Annotated in this window: 27 protein-coding genes and 3 pseudogenes; 10 read left to right on the forward strand and 20 right to left on the reverse strand. The window is 37.6% G+C overall.

Going from position 1 to position 26,138, the window contains the following annotated elements:
• Window positions 1–162: 162 nt before the first annotated feature.
• A complete protein-coding gene (locus GJS40_RS05140; RefSeq protein ID WP_270896691.1) occupies window positions 163–1,230 on the reverse strand; it encodes an NAD(P)/FAD-dependent oxidoreductase in 1,068 nt (355 codons plus the stop codon).
• 170 nt (window positions 1,231–1,400) lie between these two features.
• Between GJS40_RS05140 and GJS40_RS05145 the strand changes: the two genes are divergently transcribed.
• Window positions 1,401–1,691, forward strand: coding sequence for a hypothetical protein (locus tag GJS40_RS05145; RefSeq protein WP_270896692.1), 291 nt, complete (start codon window positions 1,401–1,403; stop codon window positions 1,689–1,691).
• A gap of 327 nt (window positions 1,692–2,018) precedes the next feature.
• On the opposite strand, the gene GJS40_RS05150 is transcribed toward GJS40_RS05145, so the two are convergent.
• Together GJS40_RS05150 and GJS40_RS05155 are read right to left on the reverse strand one after the other, a co-directional pair.
• Window positions 2,019–2,606: a PilZ domain-containing protein gene (locus GJS40_RS05150; protein ID WP_270896693.1), complete on the reverse strand. Its 588-nt coding sequence runs from the start codon at window positions 2,604–2,606 to the stop codon at window positions 2,019–2,021.
• A gap of 11 nt (window positions 2,607–2,617) precedes the next feature.
• The gene (locus tag GJS40_RS05155; protein ID WP_270896694.1) at window positions 2,618–3,277 is read right to left on the reverse strand and encodes an EAL domain-containing protein; all 660 of its coding nucleotides are present in this window, start codon (window positions 3,275–3,277) and stop codon (window positions 2,618–2,620) included.
• A 311-nt stretch (window positions 3,278–3,588) separates the two neighbouring features.
• Here GJS40_RS05155 and GJS40_RS05160 point away from each other — a divergent pair.
• Window positions 3,589–3,958: pseudogene (locus GJS40_RS05160) on the forward strand (iron chaperone).
• A 45-nt stretch (window positions 3,959–4,003) separates the two neighbouring features.
• Here GJS40_RS05160 and GJS40_RS05165 read toward each other — a convergent pair.
• On the reverse strand, window positions 4,004–4,798 hold the full coding sequence (locus GJS40_RS05165) for a TerC family protein (protein WP_270896695.1): 795 nt from the start codon (window positions 4,796–4,798) through the stop codon (window positions 4,004–4,006).
• A gap of 420 nt (window positions 4,799–5,218) precedes the next feature.
• Between GJS40_RS05165 and GJS40_RS05170 the strand changes: the two genes are divergently transcribed.
• Genes GJS40_RS05170 through GJS40_RS05185 form a run of 4 tightly spaced genes read left to right on the forward strand, consistent with a single transcriptional unit; the run spans window position 5,219 to window position 7,645 of the window.
• On the forward strand, window positions 5,219–5,641 hold the full coding sequence (locus GJS40_RS05170) for a DUF6220 domain-containing protein (protein ID WP_270896696.1): 423 nt from the start codon (window positions 5,219–5,221) through the stop codon (window positions 5,639–5,641).
• The gene (locus tag GJS40_RS05175) at window positions 5,638–5,835 is read left to right on the forward strand and encodes a DUF5957 family protein (protein ID WP_270896698.1); all 198 of its coding nucleotides are present in this window, start codon (window positions 5,638–5,640) and stop codon (window positions 5,833–5,835) included. Before GJS40_RS05170 ends, GJS40_RS05175 begins: the two co-directional genes overlap by 4 nt.
• A complete protein-coding gene (locus GJS40_RS05180; protein WP_270896700.1) occupies window positions 5,807–6,955 on the forward strand; it encodes a sensor histidine kinase in 1,149 nt (382 codons plus the stop codon). Before GJS40_RS05175 ends, GJS40_RS05180 begins: the two co-directional genes overlap by 29 nt.
• The gene (locus GJS40_RS05185) at window positions 6,956–7,645 is read left to right on the forward strand and encodes a response regulator transcription factor (protein ID WP_270896702.1); all 690 of its coding nucleotides are present in this window, start codon (window positions 6,956–6,958) and stop codon (window positions 7,643–7,645) included.
• 27 nt (window positions 7,646–7,672) lie between these two features.
• Here GJS40_RS05185 and GJS40_RS05190 read toward each other — a convergent pair whose 3' ends face one another.
• The 10 genes from GJS40_RS05190 to GJS40_RS05235 form a co-directional block, all read right to left on the reverse strand.
• A complete protein-coding gene (locus tag GJS40_RS05190; protein ID WP_270896703.1) occupies window positions 7,673–8,635 on the reverse strand; it encodes a ring-cleaving dioxygenase in 963 nt (320 codons plus the stop codon).
• Window positions 8,636–8,780: 145 nt separating this feature from the next.
• The gene (locus GJS40_RS05195; protein ID WP_270896704.1) at window positions 8,781–9,299 is read right to left on the reverse strand and encodes an RDD family protein; all 519 of its coding nucleotides are present in this window, start codon (window positions 9,297–9,299) and stop codon (window positions 8,781–8,783) included.
• 56 nt (window positions 9,300–9,355) lie between these two features.
• Window positions 9,356–9,754, reverse strand: coding sequence for a hypothetical protein (locus GJS40_RS05200; RefSeq protein ID WP_270896705.1), 399 nt, complete (start codon window positions 9,752–9,754; stop codon window positions 9,356–9,358).
• Window positions 9,755–9,784: 30 nt separating this feature from the next.
• A complete protein-coding gene (locus tag GJS40_RS05205) occupies window positions 9,785–10,648 on the reverse strand; it encodes an AraC family transcriptional regulator (RefSeq protein WP_270896706.1) in 864 nt (287 codons plus the stop codon).
• Window positions 10,649–10,758: 110 nt separating this feature from the next.
• A complete protein-coding gene (locus GJS40_RS05210) occupies window positions 10,759–11,196 on the reverse strand; it encodes a carboxymuconolactone decarboxylase family protein (protein ID WP_270896722.1) in 438 nt (145 codons plus the stop codon).
• Window positions 11,197–11,249: 53 nt separating this feature from the next.
• Window positions 11,250–11,957 (reverse strand): DUF2306 domain-containing protein, encoded by a 708-nt coding sequence (locus GJS40_RS05215; RefSeq protein ID WP_270896707.1) that lies wholly within the window; start codon window positions 11,955–11,957, stop codon window positions 11,250–11,252.
• A gap of 101 nt (window positions 11,958–12,058) precedes the next feature.
• The gene (locus tag GJS40_RS05220) at window positions 12,059–13,432 is read right to left on the reverse strand and encodes an OmpA family protein (RefSeq protein ID WP_270896708.1); all 1,374 of its coding nucleotides are present in this window, start codon (window positions 13,430–13,432) and stop codon (window positions 12,059–12,061) included.
• A 263-nt stretch (window positions 13,433–13,695) separates the two neighbouring features.
• On the reverse strand, window positions 13,696–13,896 hold the full coding sequence (locus GJS40_RS05225; RefSeq protein ID WP_270896709.1) for a hypothetical protein: 201 nt from the start codon (window positions 13,894–13,896) through the stop codon (window positions 13,696–13,698).
• Window positions 13,897–14,124: 228 nt separating this feature from the next.
• Window positions 14,125–16,401, reverse strand: a complete 2,277-nt coding sequence (locus GJS40_RS05230) for an ATP-binding cassette domain-containing protein (RefSeq protein WP_270896710.1) — start codon at window positions 16,399–16,401, stop codon at window positions 14,125–14,127.
• A 4-nt stretch (window positions 16,402–16,405) separates the two neighbouring features.
• Window positions 16,406–16,945 (reverse strand): hypothetical protein, encoded by a 540-nt coding sequence (locus tag GJS40_RS05235; protein ID WP_270896711.1) that lies wholly within the window; start codon window positions 16,943–16,945, stop codon window positions 16,406–16,408.
• 43 nt (window positions 16,946–16,988) lie between these two features.
• On the opposite strand from GJS40_RS05235, the gene GJS40_RS05240 reads away from it, so the two are divergent.
• Window positions 16,989–17,210, forward strand: a complete 222-nt coding sequence (locus GJS40_RS05240) for a hypothetical protein (RefSeq protein ID WP_270896712.1) — start codon at window positions 16,989–16,991, stop codon at window positions 17,208–17,210.
• Between the two features lie 304 nt (window positions 17,211–17,514).
• Here GJS40_RS05240 and pheA read toward each other — a convergent pair whose 3' ends face one another.
• The 4 genes from pheA to GJS40_RS05260 form a co-directional block, all read right to left on the reverse strand.
• Window positions 17,515–18,354 carry a prephenate dehydratase gene (pheA, locus tag GJS40_RS05245; RefSeq protein ID WP_270896713.1) on the reverse strand — a complete coding sequence of 280 codons (840 nt, stop codon included), beginning with the start codon at window positions 18,352–18,354 and terminating at the stop codon, window positions 17,515–17,517.
• Between the two features lie 147 nt (window positions 18,355–18,501).
• Window positions 18,502–19,518: a TAXI family TRAP transporter solute-binding subunit gene (locus GJS40_RS05250; RefSeq protein ID WP_270896714.1), complete on the reverse strand. Its 1,017-nt coding sequence runs from the start codon at window positions 19,516–19,518 to the stop codon at window positions 18,502–18,504.
• 23 nt (window positions 19,519–19,541) lie between these two features.
• Window positions 19,542–21,491, reverse strand: coding sequence for a TRAP transporter permease (locus GJS40_RS05255; protein WP_270896715.1), 1,950 nt, complete (start codon window positions 21,489–21,491; stop codon window positions 19,542–19,544).
• A gap of 253 nt (window positions 21,492–21,744) precedes the next feature.
• Window positions 21,745–22,539: a hypothetical protein gene (locus tag GJS40_RS05260; protein WP_270896716.1), complete on the reverse strand. Its 795-nt coding sequence runs from the start codon at window positions 22,537–22,539 to the stop codon at window positions 21,745–21,747.
• 842 nt (window positions 22,540–23,381) lie between these two features.
• On the opposite strand from GJS40_RS05260, the pseudogene GJS40_RS14530 reads away from it, so the two are divergent.
• From GJS40_RS14530 to GJS40_RS14535, 3 genes and pseudogenes are all read left to right on the forward strand, one after another.
• Window positions 23,382–23,642 (forward strand): annotated as a pseudogene (locus GJS40_RS14530) (helix-turn-helix domain-containing protein); the annotation flags it as partial.
• A 52-nt stretch (window positions 23,643–23,694) separates the two neighbouring features.
• Window positions 23,695–24,036, forward strand: coding sequence for an IS3 family transposase (locus GJS40_RS05265; protein WP_270896717.1), 342 nt, complete (start codon window positions 23,695–23,697; stop codon window positions 24,034–24,036).
• Between the two features lie 24 nt (window positions 24,037–24,060).
• Window positions 24,061–24,381: pseudogene (locus tag GJS40_RS14535) on the forward strand (DDE-type integrase/transposase/recombinase); the annotation flags it as partial.
• Here the strand turns inward: GJS40_RS14535 and istB are convergent.
• Both istB and GJS40_RS05275 read right to left on the reverse strand, forming a co-directional pair.
• A complete protein-coding gene (gene istB, locus GJS40_RS05270) occupies window positions 24,367–25,092 on the reverse strand; it encodes an IS21-like element helper ATPase IstB (protein WP_270896718.1) in 726 nt (241 codons plus the stop codon). The pseudogene GJS40_RS14535 and the gene istB sit on opposite strands and share 15 nt — an antisense overlap.
• Window positions 25,089–26,138, reverse strand: a 1,050-nt coding sequence (locus GJS40_RS05275) for an IS21 family transposase (RefSeq protein WP_270896719.1), incomplete at its 5' end; no start/stop codon positions are given. The genes istB and GJS40_RS05275, both read right to left, overlap by 4 nt.

Raw genomic sequence — 26,138 nt, forward strand, 5'->3', positions numbered from 1 at the left:
TTCTCCGTAAAGTTCATTCCCAAGCTTCTCGAGCGAATCAAACATACGTAAGCCATATCCGAATCAAATGATAAGAAGAATTGTGATTAAAATTGAAAATGTTAGTCTCTCTCTCACCTTGAATACTCCTTATTGCTGCTTTATCTCTTGATGACAGAGAAGCTATTTTACAACCACTTGTTCTTGAAGTTGTTTGTTGATAAGTTCCCGATTCCGCTTCTGAAAAATGTCATTATGAGAGGATACTATTCCACTTTCATCAGCTTCTGGCTGAATATATAATTTTGCTTTATTTACAGCATTTATGGCATCTTGGAAAGCACCGGCAATCAAATGGACTTTTCCTTCGTAGTGAATGACATCCCCTGCTGCATACAAGCCTGGGACACTTGTTTCACAAAATACATTTCCTTTCATAAAATATTCGTTCACCATTTCAATGTTTAACTTGCTTTCTTCTAACAACGATTGCTCTCTTTTATAACCATGGTTCACTACCACTTCATCGACAGGCAAAGTAGTAACTTCACCAGTCTGGTTATTGGTTAGTTCCACTTTTTCAATGATTGTACCAGTGCCATCTGGAATTAATTTTGTAATTTCCGTATAAAAGAAACATTGCACAGAACTATTTAATAATTGGGAAACTTGAGCTTCGTGAGCGTTTAACGTATCTTTTCGATAAGTTAAATACACTTTTTTGGCAATCGGTTCAAGTTCATTTGCCCAATCAACGGCTGTATGTCCCCCTCCGGAAATAACAACAACTTTGTCTTTAAATTTTTTCAGTGATTTAATGGTGTAATTTAAATTCGAACTGAAAAAATTCTCTGCCCCTTCTACTTCCAGCTTTTGCGGGTTAATAATCCCTCCGCCAATTGCTACAATTACAGCTCGAGAATAATGTTTTTCGCCGGATTCTGTTTTTAACACAAACAGTCCCGCTTCATTTTTCGTAATTTCTGACACCTTTTCACCCAAAACAACAGTTGGCTGAAAAGTTAGTGCCTGTTCAACCAATTGTTCAATTAATTTTTCTCCTGAAATAGGGGGGATACCACCCACATCCCATATCAACTTTTCAGGATAGACATGTACTTTTCCACCTAGTTGGTTTTGATATTCTATGATCTTAGTTTTCATTTCCCGCAAACCACTATAAAAGGAAGAAAATAATCCAGCAGGCCCTCCGCCAATAATAGTTACATCAAAAACTTCCGCCTCTTTCATGATTGATTCCTCCTACTCGGATATATTGATAACGATTCTCATTATCATATACATGATTGTATCATAGATGAATATATTTCGAAATAGACAATTTTTAAAACATGGAGGATTTTAAAAAAGTGAGAGCATAAAGAAACGGAGCTGTCCAAAAAGTCCTGATTGGTGACATTTTGGACATTTTTTTGTTACCGCTTCATCAAAAATTGCTTCTGGAAAACGCCTCTTGGCCGAATCATGGCATGTTCCAACACCAAATTGTTGATGGAAATAAGTCATGGATAGTCATGCCATCGTTTGATCAAAGTATTGCTTGTGAAAGCAAGCCATGGATGGGGCATGCCACCGTTTCATATAAAAATAGTTTGTGGAAACAAGCTATGAACGGATCATGGCACCGTTTCAATCCAAACACCATTGTGAAAGCAATCCATGCACGATGTATGGAACCGTTTCAGCGCTAAATGATTGTTGAAAGGAACGCTCGATTTATTTTTCAGGACTTATTAGACAGCCCCCTCATCATGGATCATCATTTCGCTTCAGTCTTTTACGTTTCCATTGAAAACGAGGACTTCATTCAAATATCAATCCATCAAAATTCAACGTCGAGAAAAAGAGCGTTCATCCTCATATTATTTCGAATGAAGCGTCGATCGTTTTGATTGGTGCTAGGGGACATACTTCAATGTTTATCGATGAGCGATAACGGAGGTAACTGCTTTCGTAGAAAAAAAAACACCAACTAGCAGGAATGGAGTCGGGGTGCAACGTACTAAGAGGCAATAGCGCTAATTCTCAACTGCATGATTTGGCTCACGATTCTCTTCTCTTTCCACGGACTTTCGCATCTCCTTTTGTTTTACTTTCGTCACTTCAACCTTTTGTAATTGTTGGGCTAATTGTTGAAGCAATTTCTCATCATTACCGATAAACTGAATTCCATAAGCAACCTGTTCTAAAGTCTCTTCTTTACGTACAATTTTCCCGGTGAGCACAAACGGCTTGTTATTCACATGAAACTTCAGTTGAAGAATGATTTTTTTTCTTACTGGCAAATCATACCGACACAACAGTTTCAGACCACTTCGACTAATGTCTAAAGCATCCCCTTGCCCTTGTTTTCTTTCCGATTGTTGAAAAATTTGATTGCCAATTCTTATAATCTCAAATGTACATTTTTTTGACGTAAATTCAACACGATGATCCTGTCTGTAATGTTTTTGGTTTAATTTTTTTTCTAGTTCTGCAATCGTTTTTTTTAGTCTTTGAATGTCTCGTTTTTTGTGTTGAATTTCTACGGCAAATGAAACAATTGTGATTAAAAACAGTACGAGGAAAAGACACAAAAATAATATCATTAAAAAGTCCGAATCCATGAACACTCCTCCTACTTAGGTTTTCCTAGATAATATCCTTGCCCTACATGCACACCTAGTTGCGCAGCTACAAGCAACTCACTTTTGTTTTCAATCCCCTCCAAAATGAGCGTCATGTTTCTCTCGTGACATATCTCCACAAGCGACCTAATTTGCTGCTGTTTGGGAAAAGAATCTGTTAAGTTGCGTGAAAATGACTGATCGAGTTTAATATAATGAGGATCAATGTCCGTAACAAAGTCGAAAGTAGCTTCTCCCTTTCCATAGTCATCGACAGCGATTTCATATCCACGGCGTTTTAACCGATTTACTATATTTTTAAATAACCTTCTATCTTTTATTTTTTCAGATTCATTAATTTCAAATACAATCGAGTCTTTAACCATCGTCCTTTGTTCCACCTCTTGTAAAAACGTAAAAAATTGAGGATGCAACATCGTGGAAGGGTAGATATTAATAAAAATTTTATGAGACAATCCCGAAGTGGAAAGGGCTTTAAAAATAGATGTTGTATCTAATTCATATAACGTCTTATTTTCCATTGCTTGTTGAAATAAATGTTCGATGTCTGAAAAGTTATCACAACGAGTTAAGACTTCATACCCAAATATTTCTAAATCATTCAGTGTAAACAGTGGTTGATACACGTGATAAATTTGTATCTGGTCCATGACGTTACACCCCTTTTTCCGGTAACTTATCCACGCTACATTTCCTGTATAATTAAATATTACCGAACATCATCCTATTTGCCTATAAACCAACGTTAAATATTACGATGATTATGTAAAAAGTATTAATATCAAAAATGATAAAAGCGTTTACAAATAGCGAAGTATTTTCAACTAGTTCTAAAGTAAGAAATTAGATTTATTTATACACAATGACACTAAAAAAATTGGTATCTACATTGTGGTAAGATAAAAACACTTGATGAAAATTGATAAGGTAATCTCGAATCATTTGTGAAGGAGAGAACAACATGACCGTTTTTAATAATTTTTTAGAAGGAATAGACGACCGTTCCAAAAGAGAAAGAATGGAACAAATCTTTACTTGGATACGTCATCATTATCCACATTTAAAACAAGAAAAAAATGGAATCAACCAATGTATACGGAACATGGCACATTCATTATTGGCTTTAGTGTAGCAAAAAACATATCGCAGTTGCGCCTGAAAATGTTGCCATTAACCAATTTGAGAATGAAATTAAAAAAACTGGTTATGACTACACAAAAGAATTAATTCGGATAAAATGGGATCAACCCGTTGAGTATTCATTACTTGACCAATTGATTGAATTTAATCTTAAAGATAAAGCAAACTGTACCACATTTTGGCGAAAATAATAATCCGAGAACGTATCCATCATGGAACATTCTCGGATATTTGTTTTAAGAAACTTGGGAAGTTTTCTCGGATGTTTTCTCATTCTTGTTCTTTGAGAAAAACCAGCCAGCTGCTGCAATTGCGATTAAAACAACATAAAATGTCACTTTCCAAGCAGTGGAGTGGGCAAAACTTTCACTTATGAAGCCAAGTGATGGATGGGAAAGAGTTAATACCGCTAATTTTATCCCTACCCAACCAACAATGACAAAAGCTGCCATTTCAAGCCCAGGTCTTTTCTCTAGTATCCGTATAAATATTCCAGCCGCAAATCTCATAATGATGACACCAATCATCCCACCGGCAAAAATGACGAGAAATTTACCACCATCCATGCCTCCAATTGCCGGCAGTGGGGTATTTGGCAATGTCATCGCTAAAGCCACCGCGGCTAGAATGGAATCTAATGCAAAGGCCACATCCGCTAGTTCCACCTTGAAAACTGTCATCCAAAAACCACTTTGCTTTTTTGGCTTTTTTTCCATCACCTGTCCTTCTTCTTCTGCCTTCCCTTTCACTAGTTTCCGGAACACATGATTAAAGGACAAAAATAGAAGGTAAACTGCACCAATTGCTTGTACTTGCCATATATTCACCAAAAAAGAAATGAGAAAGAGCGAAACAAATCTTAGCACAAATGCTCCTGCTAAGCCATAAAACAATGCCTTCCTACGTTTTTCTTTCGGTAAATGCCGAACCATAATCGCTAATACTAACGCATTGTCTGCCGCTAAAAGACCTTCCATCAATACGAGTACGATGAGTACCCATCCATATTCAGCTAATAATGCAATATCCATTCCTTTGTCCTCCCAAAGTTTGTCCTAAAAAGGAAAATAAAAAAACCTTTACCCTCATGGTAAAGGCCAAGAAAAATATAAAAAGACCTTTACCATAAGTGTAAAGGTCTTGCATACAACAAAAATTTGTTGCCAATAAAGCCGGAGAATAAAAATTCTCGTAATGACGACGTTTATTGTACTGCTACTCCCCTTTAGCAGGATGCTATTCGTTTTTACTCTAGTTGAATTGTAATTGAAATTGATAGTTTTGTCAATGACAAGTCTATACAAATAGTGGTTAAGAATCTTTCCTATTCTATTTCAACAATGCATCCGTAGACGAGTATTAGATTTAATCTTTTTTTAAGAATTAGATAAGAAGTCGTTTAGATTTGCTTTATACGATAAACGCGAATCTAAATGACAGGAGGTAGCACCATGAAAGCTAACAAGAACAGAAAAAAATTTGGAAGAATTATTTATTTCATATTAGCAAGTCTTTTTACAGTTTGTATCATTACTCAGTTTTATTTAGCCGGGGTAGCAACTTTTTTAGATGCAGGTGCTTGGATGAAGCACATGATGTTTGTTCATTTATTTGGGTTTCATTTACCTATTTTCATGCTGATCGTCGCTCTCATAGGAGCTTTACCACGACAAACATTTTTACAGCTTTTTGGCGTATTCGTATCTATTTTCCTTATGTATTTTACAGCCAATATGAACTCCATAGCACCGTGGGTTGGCCCTTTGCACGTCATTATTGCAATTTTCTTATTTACATTATCATGCGTAATTGTTTTCTCGTCATGGAAGATCATTTTCTACAACCAAAAGTTTGAAAAGGATGAAGAACAATGAGAACATTTTTAACAATATTAGTAGGATTATTGGGAGGGTTTGTCATTGGAATTGCTTTATCTAGCATGATAGGTATCTTTGGAATGTTGTTTCTTAATGAGCCAATCGGCATCAAATTTTTACCTTATTTTACTGCATTACTTTGTGCAATCATTGTACCGATGATTGAGCAAAAAAGCAGAAATCGTTCATAAAAGCAGTAACTTTTTAATGAATCGGGTGATAATATTGTCCATAAGAAAGCGACTAATTTTAACCAATATTGGAATGATTGTTATTCCAATAATTTGTTTCTTTGCTGTTGAAATCATGTTAGGATACGTGTTTTTTGTAATAAATAATGGCAAACCTACCGGTCGGGAACTAGAACTGTTTATTCGTGTACGATTTATTCTCATGATCATTATTTTTGCCTTAACCAATGGATTATTAACTTACTTAGTTTCCAGAAGCATCCTCACTCCTATTAATAAACTATCCATTGCAGTCAAAAAAATAAGTAAAGGTGATTTAGAATATAGTATACAATCCAATAAAAAAGATGAGCTCGGGGAATTGACTAATACATTTGAAGCAATGCGAATAAAACTGAAAGATGCAAAAGAAGCGCAATTGCAATATGAACAAAATCGGCAAGAATTAATCGCGAGCATTTCTCACGATTTAAAAACCCCACTGACGTCCATCAAGGGCTATATTACCGGAATTCAAGATGGAGTGGCTCATACTCCCGAAAAATTAAAAAAGTATTTGGATACTATTTATAAGACGGCAAACGATATGGACGAATTGATCGATGAATTATTTTTATATTCCAAACTAGACCTGCAAAAAGTGCCCTTCCATTTTGAAAAAGTAGATCTATATACCTTTTTTGCTGATTTTGTTGATGAATTATCTTTTCATTTAGAAAAAGAACAAGGTACTGCAATGCTTGTCGCAAACAGAGAAGATTCGTACTTGGTAAAAGCGGATAGAGATAAATTAAAACGTGCTGTGACAAATATTGTTCAAAACAGCCTAAAATATATTAATAAGAATAAAAAGAAAATCAAGGTCTTTCTAACTTCTGAACCAAATCATGTCACAGTGGAAATAAGAGATAATGGAATGGGTATAAAAAAAGAAGATCTCCCTCATATATTTGAAAGTTTTTATCGCATCGACACTTCTAGAAATTCTTCCACCGGTGGGAGTGGACTGGGACTGTCGATTGTCAAAAAAATTATAGAAGGTCACGATGGTCATGTCTGGACTCAGAGCGAATTAGAAAAAGGGACAAGTATATATTTTACATTGAAAAAGGTGACATGAATGCCAAAAGTATTAATTATTGAAGATGAAAGAAATATTGCAGAGTTAGAACGAGACTATTTGGAATTTAACGGTTTTGAGTGTGATATTGCATTAACTGGTGAAGAAGGATTAAAACTAGCGGAGAAAAACACGTATCATCTGATTCTTTTAGATTTAATGCTTCCGGAGATGGATGGTTTTGAGTTGTGCCAAAAATTACGCCAAACATTAGATATACCCATTTTAATGGTAACAGCAAGAAAAGAAGATATTGATAAAATACGGGGATTTGACCGTGGTGCTGATGATTATATTGTGAAACCATTTAACCCAAATGAGCTAGTGGCCAGGGTAAAAGCGCACCTTTCAAGATATAATCGTTTAACCAACCGAAAACATCCGTCCAGTGATATACAAATAAACGATCTTCTGATACAACCTGGAGCAAGACGGGTATTTGTTAATGAAGAAGAGAAGATTTTTACTGCGAAAGAATTTGATTTATTGTATTTTTTAGCCACTAATCCAAACATTGTCTTCAGCAAAGAACATTTGTTTAAGCGCGTTTGGGGGTATGATTCAATTGGGGACACCACAACAGTAACTGTCCATATTAGAAAGATTAGAGAAAAAATTGAAAAGGACCCTTCGAACCCGAAATTTATCGAAACGGTTTGGGGAGCAGGTTATCGGTTTAAAAATCAATGAGATATATACACCCACTCCACTCATTTGTTACGGTAAAATCTTTTTCCCATTTTCTTCAATTGGTGATAATTTTGCCTCTATTTCTTCGCGGCGATTCTCTAAAAATGGTGGTAAGTCTAGTTTTGTTCCTAATTGGTCTACGTTACTATCCACGGTAAAGCCCGGCTCATCGGTGGCAATTTCAAAGAGAATGCCATTGGATTCACGAAAGTATAAACTTTTAAAATAGTAGCGGTCCACAATACCTGTTGAATGAAATCCTCTTTTCTTTACTCGTTCGTCCCAATAGGCAAGTTCTGCATCATTTTTCGCTCGAATCGCCAAATGATGAATGCTGCCACGGCCTGGTTTTTCTGACGGACCGTCTATTTGTTTAACGATGATTTCTCCAAAAACTTCTCCTTTAATGGATTGAAAAATTGCTTCGTCTTCCGTTTGACTCACTCCTACAAAGCCAAACATGTCTGTCAATGTCCGTGCGAGTTTATTAAGTCTTCGAACGGTAATTTCAATCGTTCCCATTCCTTGAATTTGGTGTTCAACAGGTACGTCAGACTTTTCCCATGTCTCCCAATGGTCCACTTTTTCACCGTTAGAAACGACGAGAACGAAACGAAGTCCTTCAGGGTCTTCAAATTTTAAGGCAGGCCGCTTGGCATACATAGTGATTTCCCCATGCTTCACTCCATATTCTTCAAAGCGTGATTTCCAGTATTTTAAACTGTCTTTGGATGGAACGAGGAGTCCAATTCTCGTAATCGCGTTTGTCCCCCGATATGTTCTTCCTACCTGTGGAATTTCGAAAAATGTCAGTTCCGTCCCTGGACTGCCGGTTTTATCCCCATAAAACAAATGATACATCGATGGATCATCTTGGTTCACCGACACTTTTACCCGACGTAATCCAAGAACTTGTGTGTAAAAATGATTATTTTCACTGGCGTTTTTTGTAATCATTGAAATATGATGATGCCCGGGAATATGAAACATATATATCCCTCCACTTCGCTTCTTCGTACCTCTTACTTTACTTATTCATTCGTCAAGGTGCAATATAAATACCTCGAATTAGAGATATTTTCTTTTCTTAAATGCCAAAGAGGGTGGGAAATATAGCAATGATGACAAGAACATCTCAAGGTATGTCATCATTCTTCACCACTTCCGTTTTGCAAATGAGGTCATAGAGGGATTGCTTTTTCTTTGTGAAAATTGCTGTCAATATATAAACAATAATGAGCGCATATACGATAATGATCAAAAGAGAAAAAGGAACCCCCTCATCTCCAACATCCACGAAGCGATAGACAAGATAATGAGAGAGTTCCCATGGTAAAAATTTCAATATTACTCTCACGAGAGAGTGCAAAAGTGACAGCTGTTGACCGTCTTGATGAACAACTTGAATCCCCATTTTCTTTTTCCCAAAGGTCCGTCCCACAAGACGTGAATCACAAATGATAAAATAAACAGAGACAGGAAAGGTAAGGAGAAAAAAACCAATCAATTGTGCGACAAGAAGCGATTCTTGAAATACATGCTGTAACTCAGGAAACAGGAACGTACTGATGATAAAAATCACACCCATATACAAGAGAATGAAGATGTAATCATACAAAAAGGCTCTGAATCGTAGCAAAAAAGATGCATGCATCCCGTTCACATCCCATTCCTAAAGAGAGTAGTTCTTCTATTTTAGCGTATACGAGTTCATAAATGAATCACATAGGATGTGATTTTCTGAATTTTTGCCTTCTTCCCGAATCCTGCGAAGTTATACACATCGCAAAAAGCAATGTTTTCTTTATCTTTTCTTACCAACATGCCGTTTACGGATCCAGTATTTCCATGCGTAATAATGTTATGAATACGCAACTCTTGCACTTCTTGATCTTTCATTTCATTTAATGCTTTTTCAACGTTTTCTTTTCCTTGTATCAATTGGTCTCCAATAATATCCCAAACCACCTCTTCTTTCATCCATTCCATACAGAAGTCGATTTCATTTTTCACTAAAGCGATGCTTACATCTTTCAGCAGCAATTTTTTAGGGGAGTTACCGCAATTTTCCTCGCATTCAATTTTTATATTTTCCTGATAAGAATGCATCATTTTTTTCTCCTTTTTCAATTTCACTTCCTATTTAACGGGAACCCAGATTTCTGTTTTAGCTGTGGAGCTAGTTGGATCCGGGCTTGTATACACTTCCAGAGATGGTGCACCACTATGCTCATAATCATTCGATGGAAACCATTCCGAATAGATTTGTTTCCACAATTTTGGTACAACATCCATTACCGGTCCCGCAGCTTCAAAAATGACCCATTTCGTCGAAGGTAGTTCATACTTGAATAGTCCGTCTGGTATGTCTCCACTGGACGATTCCACCGCTACCATATATTCCATCTGATCGTTCTCTTCATGATAAGCGATTGTTGCACCGATGAGACCTGCTATCTCTCCATGATTCAAACGTAGCAATTGGTCAATGGTACCGCCTTGACCAAGTTGCGACCAAAAACGATTGATTTCTTTGGACTGATCGAATGTTTCATTACATTCAAATGACTCCTTCACCCCAACAATTTGAAAATCATCCCGCTCCATCATGTGATATTTCATCGGTTCAACCCCTTTCAAATTTACTTGAATCGTCAGGCGGTTATAAGACTGCAAGTTACCTATTCCTTTACGTGCGTCACTGGGTGTAAGTCCGTGTTGTCGTTGAAAAGCTTTCGAAAAAGATTCCGGAGTTTGATAGCCATATTTATAGGCAATGTCAATAATTTTGGCGTTTGTGTTGCATAGTTCATGAGCTGCTTTCGTGAGGCGACGACGTCTCAAATATTCTCCCACCGTGATATCGGTCAGTATCACAAATGTTCGTTGGAAATGATAAGAAGACATATGAGCTTGTGCAGCGATATCTTTGATTGTAATGTCTTCCAATAAATGAGCTTCCATATATTCGATTGCTTTTTGTAATGCCTCAACGATTGCCATATGGCTCACTCCTTATGAAGGATTTTAGCAGTCCGTTTTTCTCATTGCCTGTCATTTTGTGCTCATAAGAGACAGATGGAGTGGATCAGAGGGCGAATTAAAGAAAGATACTATTTCACTGTATTTCCCATCGAGATCGATAATCGATTCCACATATTAATCTGATTAATAATCATAATTAATTCTACATACTCTTTTTCATTATAATGCTCTCTTACTCGTTGATAAAATTCATCACTTACACCTTTTTCAGCGATAAGCGTCACGTGTTCTGCTAATTCTAATGCCATTTTTTCTTTTGGGTTATATAAGGTTGATTCGTTCCAGGATTTCAGTTGAGCAATCTGTTCATCTGTGACCTTTAATTTTTTTGCTGCTTTCGTATGCATGTTCAAACAATAAGAGCAACCATTTATTTGTGATACCCGTATTTTAATTAATTCTCTTAACTTTTTATCAATCGACGTGTTTCTTGTATACTTTTCCATCTCCATCATATTTTCCAATGCTTTAGGTGCTGTTTTGAAATAATTTATTCTATTATTCATATTCATTAACCCAGCACCTTTTACAATTCCTTTACTAATCAATTTGCTCATTTTCAACCCCTCTTTTCTTCTTTATTTAAGAAAGCAAACTTCCGCCCATAATAATTTGTTAATACAATAATTAATGGGACAAAAATAATCGTTGGAAGAAACCAGAGAAGCAAATGGACTGATTCTACTTGTAAAAGTCTCGGGGCACCGAAAACGATAAATGCGGTAATGACTGCAATACAGCAAGAAAGCATGCCGACGATATGTTCCACGACCCAGTGGGACATACTTTTTGGTTTACTGAGCCAATAATAAAGTTGCGAACCGCCTAAAAACAAACCAATGATTGGAAAGTACTGAAGAAGCTGGAAATGGATCGCCCAACCGTAGACAATGATACCGATGCTCGCAATAAGCAATAAAAGAGCAAAAAACAAGTCCAATGGTTCACGATGAGGCGTTTCTCTTCTTTTAAACCGTAACACACGTACTCCATACCAAGCTGTTGCTCCGCTTAAAATAGCAATGAAAATAAGAAACCATGAAAACGAAATGGAATCTGGTTCAGTACCAGCATCCCAAACGATTCGATAAACACCCATATAAAACGCCGTCACCGCTATAGCAGTCATGGAAATGACAAATACCCAACCCGTTTGACGGTGAAGTTTCCGCCCTTTTCGTGTGACCATTGGCAACCACAGCACGATGAGTGCTAAAAAACCACTGACGATGTGTAACCAACGAGCGATCTCAAACATAGGTTCCATCATAATATCCCTTCTTCACGCTTATTTTATTTATATTTGTTTCAAGGGGCGCTTTTACCTCCAATCGATTTCTTTTTTGTGAAATATTTACTATATTTCATCTATTCGACTTGCGGATTGATGACAATTTCGACCCGACGATTCATACTTCTTCCTTCTTCGTCTTCATTGGAGGCTATTGGCTCTGTTTCTCCATACCCGTTCGTGTGAATATTTAAGTGACTGATTTCTCCATTTTCTTCTAAATAAGTGAATACTGCTTCTGCTCTTTGTTTAGACAATTCCATATTGTAATCTGGATCACCGACATTATCAGTGTGACCATTAATGTGTAATGTCGCATCCGCTTCTAGCTTTTCTAAATCATCGATAATTTCATCTAAAGTTTCCTTTGCCTCTGTTTTTAAAACACTTTCATCAAAATCAAACAACAAATCATCTGGTACTTGTAACTTTATCTCCTCTTCTTCCATTGTCATTGCGACTTCTTCTGGAGGAGTAAGTGCTGGAACGTCCAATTCCACGATGTACTCTACGTATTTATTTCCGTCCTCGGTTGTATGAACGAGTGCTCCTTCCAATTTCTCCCCCCGTTCTCCGTAAACTTCTTTGACATTATCCCAACTGTAAGGGGATGGTTCAAAAGTAATCGGCATATACATTCCTTCACTTAAAGTACGATATCGTATTTTCGTTTCAAATGTTCCATCACGTTGGACATGGTTATGATCAAAAGCAAAAGGAACGATATTGTCAGAAGCACCTTTTAAATTTCCACCAAGTCTTGCCCCTTCGACGAGATTGCTTCTTCCTTTAAAATAAATGTATTGATGGTCAGTTGTCACATCCACTTCCATCCACACTTCCGGCTCCCCATAATCTTCAGGTATTTCTTCCCATTCAGGTATTTCTATCGGAATGGTGTATGGTGTTTCCTGTTCGGGGTCCAGTTCAATGGTTGCTCGCACTTCATATTGTCCTTCCTGCTGCGTTAAATACACTTGAGGACCGGTTACGTTTTCTAAATTTCTCCCATAGTATTCTCTTGCTTCCGAATTCCCAACGGTAGATAGACGAAGATGAATGACCGTACGATCATCTCGTCCAGGAAACTGAAAATGAAAGGATCCGTCCTCTTCTACTTTCGCTTGCTGTTGCATAGCACCGACAGCCATTCCTCCTTCACTAATGCCATTTGCGGAGATAGTAGCCCCTGGCATAATGTTACTTTCTCCTTCTACGATAATTTCATCATCATCGACAGTGACCTCTCCACCAATCCAAACATTCAGATCGTCCGAAGATTCCTCTTCTGGTGTGATATGGTCATTGTTTGCTTCCGAAACCTCGTCCTGGCTTTCTTCCATCGAAGTCGCCTCTATGTCATTTTCATTATTCTTCGTATTTTCTGTACATCCTGCGGTCACGAGGGTGCATACAATAATGAAAGCAAAGGCGACACGTGCTTTACTCATTCTCTCTCTCCCTTTCCATCAGAATCTTGCTTCTTTCTTTACTCTATAGTACATGAAAAAAACTTGTAGTAGAGCAGTTTTTTTCTGGTTACCACAAACTATTATTGCACAACAACGACTGCCGGAGATAATGATGGCAAACTTCCATAAAAATGTTCACCAAAAGAATTTCACAGAGAGGATTCATCAAAAAAGAGGTCGTATGAAATGAGTCTGTCTAATAAGTCCTGAAAAATAAATCGAGCGTTCCTTTCAACAATCATTTAGCGCTGAAACGGTGCCATACATCGTGCATGGATTGCTTTCACAAGGGTGTTTGGATTGAAACGGTGCCATGATCCATTCATAGCTTGTTTCCACAAACTATTTTTGAATGAAACGGTGGCATGAGCGATCCATGACTTGCTTTCATCAGACGTTTTTGAATGAAACAGTGTTATGAGCCATTCATGGCTTGCTTCCATTAGCTATTTTTATATGAAACGATTGCATGACCCATCCATGACTTACTTCCATCAACAATTTGGTGTTGGAAACATGCCATGATTCGGCCAAGAGGCGTTTCCAGAAGCAATTTTTGATGAAGGGGTCACAAAAAAATGTCCAAAAAGTCACCAATCATGACTTTTTGGACAGCTTCTGTTTCATTCATGATTTATATGGCACGATCGAACCGTTATTGCCGTGTTTTTTCAATGTGATGAAGTCACTCCATCTTTGAACCATTTCGCTGTCACCGTTTCTGCACGCAACATTTCTTGTGGCGTACCTTCAAATATTATTTGTCCTCCTTGTTTTCCCCCGCCCGGTCCCAATTCGATGATCCAATCGCTTGCTCTTAAAAAATCGAGATTGTGTTCAATGATAATCACGGAATTCCCTTTGTTTACAAGTTGTTGAAAAACAGCTAACAGTTTGCCATAGTCTTTTGTATGTAGCCCTAACGACGGTTCGTCTAATACGTAAATTTGTCCTTCTTTTTGTAAATGGCTAGCGAGTTTCAAACGTTGCACTTCCCCACCACTTAAAGAACTCGTCGTCTGTCCCAACGTAAGATATCCTAATCCTACCTCTTTCAGTGTCGCTACCCGCTTTAAAATTTTTCGATTTTGAAAGTAGTCGGTTGCTTCATCAATCGTTAAAGCGAGCATTTCTACAATATTTTTACCACGGTACCGGTAACGAAGGGCTTCGTCCGAATACCTCGTACCGTTACACGCTTCACATGTTACCGTTACTGGATCTGCAAAGGCAACGTCCGGTTGCATCACTCCTTTTCCGTTACAAACAGGACACGCTCCGAGAGAATTGAAACTGAATAACCCTGCAGGAAGCCCTGTTTCTTTCGCAAATATGGCGCGAATGTCATCCATCATCCCCATGTAGGTCGCCAACGTGGAACGGTTAGATATTCCGATACTCCCTTGTCCAACGATAATCGCTTCTGGATACTTTTCTTTGAATGCTTCCATCATGAAAGAGCTTTTTCCCGAACCAGAAACACCGCAAATAGAAACTAACACATGTTTAGGAATATGAACGGTAATATTTTTTAAGTTATTATGATTTGCATTTTCAATCGTAAAATAACTTTTTATTTTCCGTGGGTGTTCGTTCATTTTTCTTTCATAGTGAAGACTCGTTGCACTTTCCACTTGTTCTAATCCTTCTAATTTCCCTTGATAAACAACCTTTCCACCGTCTGCCCCTGCTCCTGGTCCCATTTCGATGATTTCATCCGCTGATTTTATCACAGATAAATCATGTTCAATGACAATGACGGTATTGTGGGCGTTCTTCAACCTTTTCATCATTTGAATGAGCATGTCCACTTCTTCCGGATGAAGCCCTGCAGTAGGCTCGTCAAAAATATACGTCATATTGTTCAAACTGCTTCCTAAATGCCGAGCGATTTTTACCCGTTGCGCTTCTCCACCAGATAAAGTGTCCATTTTTCTTCCTAGACTCAAATATCCTAATCCCATTTCCACCAACTGTTTCACGAGTGGAATCGCTTGCCGAGCAATTCCTTCTCCCATCGGATCTTCCACATTCTCTAACTCTACCAATAATTCGGAAAGTTGTAATTGATTGTATTGTGCAATATTTAAGCCATTGATTTTGCACGCTAAAACTTTCGGGTTCAGACCTGACCCTTGGCAAGTAGCACATAATGTCTTCGTTGAAACAGCAAATACGTCTTCTTCGGTTACTTCTTTTAACTTAGAAATATCTCGTTGGATGTAAAGACGCTTAAATCGCGGTAACAAACCATCCCACTCATGGGGTTGAGGTCCATTTTTCGTATGAAAAGGCGCATACACCTTTTCGCCATCTTTCGGACCGTACAAAAATAATTGAAGTTCTTCTTCCGAATAATCCTTGATCGGCTTTTCTGGGTCGAACAGTCCACCAGTGATCATCCATCTTCCTTGCCAACCTGATGGAGATAACGGCTTAAAATTTACCGCGTACTCACGCAACGATTTATCGAAATCAACCAATTTATTCACATCCGGTGCAACGACTTCCCCGTATCCATGGCATTCTGGACATTTCCCGAAAGAGCTTTGCCTTGAAAATTCAGTAGCAGAGCCAATCGAAGGTGTTCCGATTCTAGAAAACAAAAGCCTTATTAACGGATCGATATCCAAGTACGTTCCTACGGTGGAGAGGGAATTTCCAACGACTTGCCGCTGTTCTACGACGACAACTGGACTTAAATTTTGCATAAGATCGGCGTGGGGTCTTTCATATCTTGGCATTTGGTTTCTCACATAATGGGGATAGTTCAACGTCATTTGCCTTCTACTTTCCCTTGCGATCGTATCAAACACAACGGAACTTTTCCCTGAACCAGAAAGCCCAGTAAACACGACAATTTTTTCTTTCGGTATATTTACATCGATATTTTTTAAATTGTTTTCTTTCAAACCCCTTAAAATAATTTCATCTTTTCTGTCGGACATCTTATCAACCTTTTCTTCTTTTTTTGTACAAACGCCTTATAGAGATCACTCCAAAAAGAACTGCTACACAAAACATAAAGCTGAACAAAAAGAACTTGCGGTAGAAAAAGATATCTAACACATCTGTCAATGTCGTGCCTCTAACAAAAATATCAAAAGGATTACTCGATCGATATGAAATAGGAAGGGAATCAAACGCATCGTATTGATGAAACGTGTGATGTGTCACTTCTTTTATCACTCGTCGGGACACACCGTCTTGATCCGTATAATTCAGCTCAAATTGAAAAAGCGGATCGGTCACCGTATCAAAACGAAAATGATACACTTGCCATTCTCTTTCTGAATGTTTACTTGCGATGACAGCCTCCGTTTCCACTTGACCAATCGGTACTATCTTATGAAATCCGTTTAACAAAAAGGTAAACGAAAATAAACTTAATCCTACAAAGACGATCGTTACAAATACGGTACTGAAAGAAATAGCTTTCTTGTATTTTGAGGCATAATTTTTCCCATTTCCGCATGTTGAGACGATTCCCATAAATCTTGAAGCATACGCTCCATCATAGGAAAAATAACGGTCTATGACTTTTGATTACGAAAAAGCCACAGAACATATAAGACAAGCTGTTTCTGTTTCTACGAACTTTAACTTGTATGAAACGAATGCAAATATGGATGGTTCTAGGGATTGGATAAAAGAATTTGAAGCAAGAGCGAACAAAAATTTTCGGCTTGGCAATCTCCTCGGCTTTGATAGCAATATGAAAATAGTAAGTATTTTGAAAAAGATAGAACGTTATTAAGGTTGTTCACTGTCATCGTTGTTCGTGTTCACTACGCCTAAGTTAGTTTGTAAAGCGCCTCGTTACCATAGACTGAGCAACGATTCCGGTACACCCCTTCATAAGACCATTTCTTGAGGACCTTACTTAAAAATAGGTTCCATGAACGGTTCATGGGACACTTTTTCTCCCACTTCAATGTAAAATCGGTCTCATCAGCATTCACATTTCTAGTTGAAGCATGATTAAAGCACCTCAGCCACATTGTCTTCCATTGATCTATTCACGTCCTAAATCTATTTGCCGGCATATTAAAGATAATTTATTATTTAGAAGGATAGCAACCTAAAATTCTTAAGTTACAACCTATTTGTTCTATTAAACGACACATTTCTTTAAATCCTTCTTCTTTATTAGTAATCTCAAAATCAATAAAAAAGAAATACTCTCCCATTCCTGTTTTCATTGGCGCCGATTCAATTTTCGTCGGTTTTAAGCGGAAGATTTGTGCAAGACTTAACAAATCATGCAGAATCATTAAATCATGCTGGGGAAAAGAAACGATAATCGAAGCCTTTTTCCGTTTGGTATCAATTTCCAGTGGTAAATAACTAAGAACGACAAATCGGGTCATATTGGTCGAAAACGTTTCAATGTTTTCTTTTTTTATTTCTAATTTATAAAAATTTCGGGCGACAGAATTGGCGATAGCTAACCAAGGTTTGTCCGGGTTTTCCGAGATAACACGTGCAGCTTCTGCTGTACTATTCATCGTTTGTTGTTTCACTCCAGGGTATTCTTTGCTTAAAAAGTCACTACATTGCTTTAGTGCTTGTGGATGGGAAAATACATGGGTGTAATTCTCCCGGTTTTTTTGCTTGGGATGAACAAGCAGTTGTTGATGAATAGGTAAATGCACTTCTCCTTGAATCGGTACTTCCAATTCATGAATCAGCCGATCTAATGTCGTGCTTACGGATCCGCCAATTGAATTTTCAATAGGTACTACTGTGTAATCCATCAATTTCTTCTGGGCCGCCTCCATACATTCTTCAATCGTAGAGAATGCTTGAAGAGAAAAAGAACGGTGACCGAACAATTCCTTTACGGCAACTTCCGTAAATGTCCCCGCAGGTCCAAGATACCCAATTGTAATTTTATCCATAAATAAAATCCCTCCAATAAAGGAAACTCCCATCAGTGGAAGTCTTACTGTCCGTTACCTACCTATAACAAATGTGATTACGGATACTTATCATTAGGGCACGGGATATGTAAAAAAGCGGAGGACACCTCCGCTTTTTTACCACTTCTATTCTAATAATCCAATTTCCTCATAGTAACGAGCTGCCCCATCATGTAGCGGAATATCGGCAAGTTCAGTTACCGCTTCTTCAATATCCATTTGCTCAACGATTGGATGTGTTTCTGCAAGTTGATCTATGTTTTCCCAAAAAGCAGCTGTCATTTCATAAATGAGATCATCGTCAACAGAAGCGTCTGCCATGAGCATCATTTTGATTCCCAACGTTTCTACATCTTCTTCTTGGTTTTCATAAGTTCCTGCAGGTATAGTAACTTCTGAGTACCATGGATATTCATCCATTAAAGATTGGCGTACTTCTTCCTCTATTCCAATCAGCTTCCCGCCCGCAGTAGAGGTCATTTCTGTAACAGCAGCTGTTGGTAAACCTGCTTGGATTAACGCACCATCTACTTGGTTATTTCTCATCAGATCAATTGCCTCTGTAAAACCTACAAAATTCGTCTCAATATCATCTGGATATTGTATTCCGTATTTAGGAAGAATAATACTTGATTCAACTTCTGGTGTGCTTCCAACCGCTCCAGGAGCGAAACGTTTCCCTTTTAAATCTTTAATCGATTCAATTCCTGCATCTTCCCGCACAACAAATTGGTTCGGGTTGTAATATAGACCAGCTACAATCCGAACGTCCTCATAGGCACGATCAGTAAAGCCTCGTTCACCATTGTAAGCTTCCCAAATAATCCCAGAAGTCGCAAAGGAGATATGTGCCTCTCCCTCTTTCATCATATTTAAATTATCTACTCCCCCATTGGAAGCTTGTGCGTTTACACGTACACCTTCTACTTCATTATTCCAAAGGTTCGCCATGGCTGAACCAAGCGGATAAATAGTTCCTGTTGTTCCAGCCGTTGGGAAATTTAGCTCGACCGTCTCTCCACTAGTAGCGTTGTTATTATCTTCATTAGCAGAGTCGTCACCGTCTCCTCCACAAGCTACAAGTGCGAACAGACTAAACAAAGCACCAGCTAACAGCATTTTTTTCAAAAAATTTCGTTTCATGTAAAACCATCTCCTTTCCTTTCTTATGAGCTGATATTAACCTTGGAAGCTTCTTTTCTCTTTGTTCCCCATTGCCATAGCAATAGTCCAATTAGGAGCACAAGACCTATCACATCCGTCCGTGTACTAGATTCAATCATTAAAAATCCTGCGATTATCAATAGAAAGCGTTGAATGAGCGATACATTCGTTAACAACCATCCCTGTAAACCTGCTGCTAATCCTACTGCTCCCAGTGTAGCAGTTAAAATCGGAAGTAAACTTTCACTAATGGAGTCAATATCAAGAAGCAAAGCTGGTTCAAATATAAAAAAGAAAGGCAATAAAAATCCTGTAAGTCCTAACTTCACCGCTGTGAGGGAAACTTTGTTTTGGTCAGCTCCAGCAATGCCTGCTCCCACGTAAGAAGCCAATGCTACAGGAGGAGTAATATTAGACAAGCATGCATACAATAGCACAAACATATGGGCCGCGATTGCTTCTACCCCCAAATCAATCAATACGGGTGCTGCCACTGTCGCTACAATGACATAGGCTGCTACTCCAGGAACACCCATGCCAAGTATAATACTCATTAACATAACAAGCACGCTTGCAAGTAATATGCTTTCATTGGTGTAGTTCATAATTGCATAACCAACGTTGAGTCCTAAACCAGTTAGAGAGACCGTTCCAATAATTACACCAATCACTGCACAAGCTACACCGACCCCAATTGCTCCTTTTGCTCCTTCTTCCAGTGCTTGTGCAATCTTTTTGAATCCCATCCGAGTTGGCTTTCGGAACCAACTTGCTAGAATACAAGCAAAAATTGAAAATACAGCAGCATAAATCGGAGTGTATCCTTGAAAAAGCATGATAATAAGTACAATCAACGGTAAAGAAAGGTGCCCTTGTTTCATGAGCACTTCTTTTACTTGTGGTATGTTATCTCGTGAAATTCCTTTCAATCCGAGCCGCTTTGCTTCATAATGCACAACAAGAATCAACGTAAAATAATAAAGAAATGCAGGAACAATTGCAGCAATCATTACGGTGGTATAAGGAACACCTAAATATTCGGCCATCACAAAGCCTGCTGCTCCCATAATTGGTGGTGCAAACTGTCCGCCAGTGGAAGCTACCGCCTCAACCGCTGCAGCAAAACGAGCTCGGTAACCATTCTTTTTCATCATTGGAATCGTAATTGTTCCAGTTGTAGCTACATTTGCCAATGCACTACCGTTAATCATCCCCATCAAACTGCTAGCCAAAACTGCTACTTTTGCTGGCCCTCCTGGTGCTCTACCAGCAATAGTTAGTGCCAAATCATTAATAAATTGGCTAAATCCACTGATCCGCAAAAATGCCCCGAATAAAATAAACAGGAATACGAAAGTTGCAGATACACCGATCGCAATTCCAAAGACACCCTGGCTACCCCAAAACATATGATCAACCACTCGATTTACACTAAATCCCCCATGACCAAACATCTCGGGTATATAATTCCCAAAAAAGTTATAGAGAAGAAAAATGAACGCCAGGATGGCTAAGTTGCCTACAACCCGGCGAGCCGCTTCAAATATTAAAAGCACTCCAATGGCACCGATAATGTAGTCCATTTGAAGTAAATAACCACCGCGCAGAGCAATCTCACTATAATTTACTAGAAAATAACCAAACACAACAATGGTAAGTAAAATACAAATCACATCAAAAAAAGTGGGAAAGCGCACAGTTCCTCCCTTTTTTCGAAAGGCAGGAAAAAGTAAAAAAGTCATGGTCAATAAAAACATCATATGCCAAGCCCGCAACCTCATTGCATCTAGAACCCCTGTGCCAGCAGCGTATATTTGAAATATTGACCAAATGATAGCCAAAACGGTTACTATGTAAGCAGCTTTCCCAACATATTCTCTCATTTTGAAATCGCTAGCCGCTTTTTCAGCAATCTGATCGGAAAGTACTGGTTGCCCCGTTTGAGTTGTCATGATGTCCCCCTTCCCACAGTATAGTCAGACCATAGTGATGTAAAAATTTTCTTACTTTTTTAGATGACGACATTACTAATTCTATTTATTTTGTAAACTATTGTCAATCCTTCTTTGCTTACTGCAGCTGTGAAGAGTAAATTTTATTAAATCTCTTCCAATCAATAAAAAAGGTTGAGTCAATTAAAGAATATTCAATAAATGATTGAACCCAATTTTTGCTAAAAAGCTAAGCCAATTTTTAAAAATTGTTTTAAAAAACTGGGTACTTTTTTAACTGAAACTTTTTCTTTTTACCACAACTAAACCTAATTTGTATTGGATTAGCTAATTGTTGAATATCCTCGTCTGTTAATTTGCGGGTACGTATCGCTTCTAACAGAATTGAGGATATTTCTTTTGCTGTTTTCTTAAAATGCTTCAAAGCTTTGCTTCCATTTTCAAATAACTGCATTAGAATATCTGCAATCTGTGTTAGAAGGTAGTGATTCTTCATCGCTACATAATGGCGACTACTGGCATGTTCAATGTGATACCGAATATTTTTTTGACGATTAAAGCCCTGGTTTTCAATCTTCCAACGGCTTCGCCCCGCATAAATTAGTTTACGTGCATTTCGATTTGTTACCTTGATATTTGTGATAAATGTAAAAGTCTTTTTCTCCTGATTTTTAACGAAGTGATATTCAAGTATGTTCAATGTTCTTTGATTATACGCAATATCGTTCACCCAGCATATGTCTTCTGATAGATTTTCCATCGCCTTAATCTCTTGAAATTCTTTGGCAACGCTTTTGATTTTACCTTCTTTAAATCGCATCATGTACTTCCACCCGTACTTATCGCATTCGCAGGCATAAAGACTATCTCCTAGGATGCATATGGGTAATCTCTTAAATGCTTGTTTTATTTTTTTGGCCAACCGATAAAATGCTTTTAGTTCACAATCTTGTTTAGATACATCCTCCGATTCGTTTTCAATAAACTCGGAAGCTGTACTTAGGACCATGTCACCTACTACCAGTTTGGCTTCAAGTACATGATGCATGTATACAGTCTTTTTCTCACCAGTTGCTTTATCGGTATATTCCCGTCTTAAGCAATGGTCGCAATGCTTTTGTTGAAAACTAAAAAGCCCTGTCCCATCAATGATGATTCCCCAGTATTTCCCGTTTATCCGGTACCGATCAAAGCAATTGTTTGATCATGTGCGTTCGGACTTTTTCCAGTTCTGTTGGTTCCAGTCTGGATAAAAAGTCATTAATAGTATCGTAATGTGGCAGCTCTTTCAGCTCACTGCATCCCACTATCTTTTGGAAATTATGGATACAATAATCAAAGGCATTTTTTAAAATGGTTATCATAAGTAGGATATCACTATTATAGGTAACATAGCTTTGATGCCTTGGATCATTTATTCCATTAAGTTTATCATCTCAATTTTTACAGAAGTGTTTTCTGACTTTTTCCTTGTATCTTTTTCACATTCTCTTTTTTCTTTTCTTGTCACCATATTTAAAACTCCCCAAAATATACTAATTTAGCTGTTTAATATAACCATATTATCCCATATTTCGTATATTTTGGGGTATACTTTGTAGAAAATTATCACGAAGAATTTTTATTCTTCAGCGCTGACAATCTGTTATTAATAAACATCTTGTAGAAGGAATACCTTTTAAACAATTAGCTCGAAAATATAATATTCCGTCTCATGAGACGGTCAGGAAATGGATAATCAAGTATACTAGAGAGGAAGAAATCAGGAGTTATTCTCCAAACCCCGAGGTGTATACTATGAAGAGTCGCAAAACTACACAAGAAGAGAAAATGGAGATCGTTAAATATTGCTTGAATCAAGGTTTATCTTATAAATAAACCGCTGAAAAGTATCGAGTTTCATATAACAATGTCTATTCGTGGGTTAGGAAATACAAAGAACATGGTCCTGACGGACTAGTAGATGGACGAGGTCGCGGAAAGCCAGACAAAATTCAAACAGAGGAAGAAAAGTTACGAACAGAAATTGCAGCATTAAAAGCACGAAATGAGTACCTTGAAACAGAGAACGCTGCGCTAAAAAAGTTAGAAGAAGTGGAAAGAGAGTTGATGTTACAGAAACGCGGTATGAGGCAGAGTACCAACCATTAAAAAGCTGGAAAAACAAGGATTCAAAATAACTATACTATGTGAAGCATTAGGTGTGAGTCGCTCAGGTTATTATAAATGGGTGAAACGGAAACCAACGAAAACAGAAAAGCGCTTAAGACACTTGATTAATTGCATTCAAAAAGTATATGACGAACATAAAGGAATTTATGGTTATCGCCGAATCACGATCTATCTCAATCATTATCTTAACGCCTCAGTGAATCATAAATGTGTTTACCGTTTGATGAGGTTACTAGAGTTAAAAGCCGTCATCCGTCGGAAACGTTATACCTACAAGCCACATAAACCACAACATATAGCTGAGAATGTTCTAAATAGAGAATTCCAAGTCGACTATAAAGCAATGGGAGTTTTATTAACAGATATCACATAATTCAAGTATAGAGGCCATTCAAAAGCGTATTTAAGTGCAATTTTAGATTACGGTGAAAATAAAATTGTAGCCTATAAATTATCCCGACATAATAACAATGCCTTAGTACGTGATACAGTCACTCAGATTAAAGATTCCATTATTCCAACGAAGACATTATTTCACAGTGACCGTGGCTTTCAATACACGTCCCATGGATTTAAAGACTTCGTGAAAGAAAACAAAATTATCCAGAGCATGTCACGTGTTGGTAAATGTATTGATAACGGTGTATTTTGCAATAGAAAAGTGCAGAAAAATGCAATTAAAAATACAGAGATTTGCCACCCTTTAATTCCTTTTTGACAATGCGTGTGACAGTCTATAGCTTTCACCCTGGAATGAGATGATGTGTGCGTGATGAATTAGCCTGTCCACTAATGCTGCTGTTAATCGAGAATCAGTAAAGATTCGATTCCACTGACTAAATTCTAAGTTTGATGTAATAATTATGCTTTTTTGTTCATAAAACTCCGATATAATTTGGAATAATAATTCCGCCCCTTCTTTACTAAATGGTAAGTAGCCCATTTCATCTAAAATAACTAAATCTACTTTCTCCATACGTTTTCTAAATGTTGATAATCGATTCAATCGTAATGCATGTTCTAACTCTTCAACTAAATGGGCAACACGATAAAATCGTACTTCATAACCTTGTTCACAAGCCTTTCTTCCTAGTCCCGTTGCTAAATGTGTTTTTCCCGTCCCAGGTGATCCAACTAAAACTACGTTTTCTCGGTTTTTAATAAAATTCAGGCTACACAATGCCTCTTTGGTTAAATGATGAGGGAACCGAATTTGTTCGGTCCACTCATAATCTTGTAAACTCTTCTTATCCAAGAACTTAGCCTTTTTTATCAAGCGAGTCGTTCTCGCTTGTTCTCTTAATTTAATTTCCTCTTGAAGAAGCTCATACAAGAATTGTTCAGGTGTATCAAATGATATTTGCTCATATACATCGGCAACATAAGCTAATCTCAATGATTTGCATAGTTCCTTGATATCCTGTTTCATCGAATTGCCTCCTCTCTAGGTGCCAATGAATCATACTTATTCCAATCTACTTCATAAGGATTACTTTCACTAGCTAATTTGTCCTGTGCTATTAATTCATAAAATTCTTCATTAATCCTCTTCAAATCATAAGAAACTAATAAACTAGCTAGGCTTTCTAACCGTTTTCGACGAATGTTTAAATTATCTACTAACAGAAATTCTTTAATTCTACCCGGTAAATACTTGTTATAACGCGAATATTCAACAACCCGGGGCTTCTGAATCCATGTTTTAATTATAGAAAGCCATGGTAATGCTTTTCGCTTTTTCATATATGGACGATAATCATCTAATAAAATCTCACCGTTAGGTGAAACAACCTTTAGCTGGTCCCAGGTTAATATCAATTGTAACTGACTATAATTTCCGCCTCTCGGTACATGAACTAACATCTGATCAACCTTCACTTCGTTATATTTATTCACTTTGAACAGTTGCTCTTTAAATACAGGATAAGTTTTTTCTGGTAATGCTAGAAGATATTTCTTTTCTTCCTGCCATAAGTCTTCAATGCGCACATTTTTGGAATAATGGATTCTATTACGATCCGCCTCTAATTTAAGAAATATTTGATTGGTTAAATCTTCATAACTATTCATAATCGGTGCTGTAGTAAAGAAGTTATAGCGTACATATCCAACTTTGTTTTCCACATTACCTTTTTCATGTCCACTTCGAGGATTACATACCTGTACATCGAAACCATAATAGTTTTGAAATTGAATGAATTCATCCGTTAATTGAGCCTCTTCCATTTTTGATCTTGTTTTTTTCACCGCTGGAGTTAAATTATCAATTCTTATCTTTCTCGGTACTCCCCCAACCTGTTTAAATAGTGTGTTTAGACCATGTAAAAAGCATTCTTGATTCTCAGCTAGCAGAGGAACTGCAAAACCAGCATTACTATTAGGAAACGACATTACTAATGAATGAATATCTACTATTTCTCCATCTTGTACTGCTTCCATTACTCCAAAATCTACTTGTGCTTCACCCGGAGGGTG

This window comes from Aliibacillus thermotolerans (assembly GCF_027853235.1).
Taxonomy (GTDB): Bacteria; Bacillota; Bacilli; order Bacillales; family Marinococcaceae; genus Aliibacillus; species Aliibacillus thermotolerans.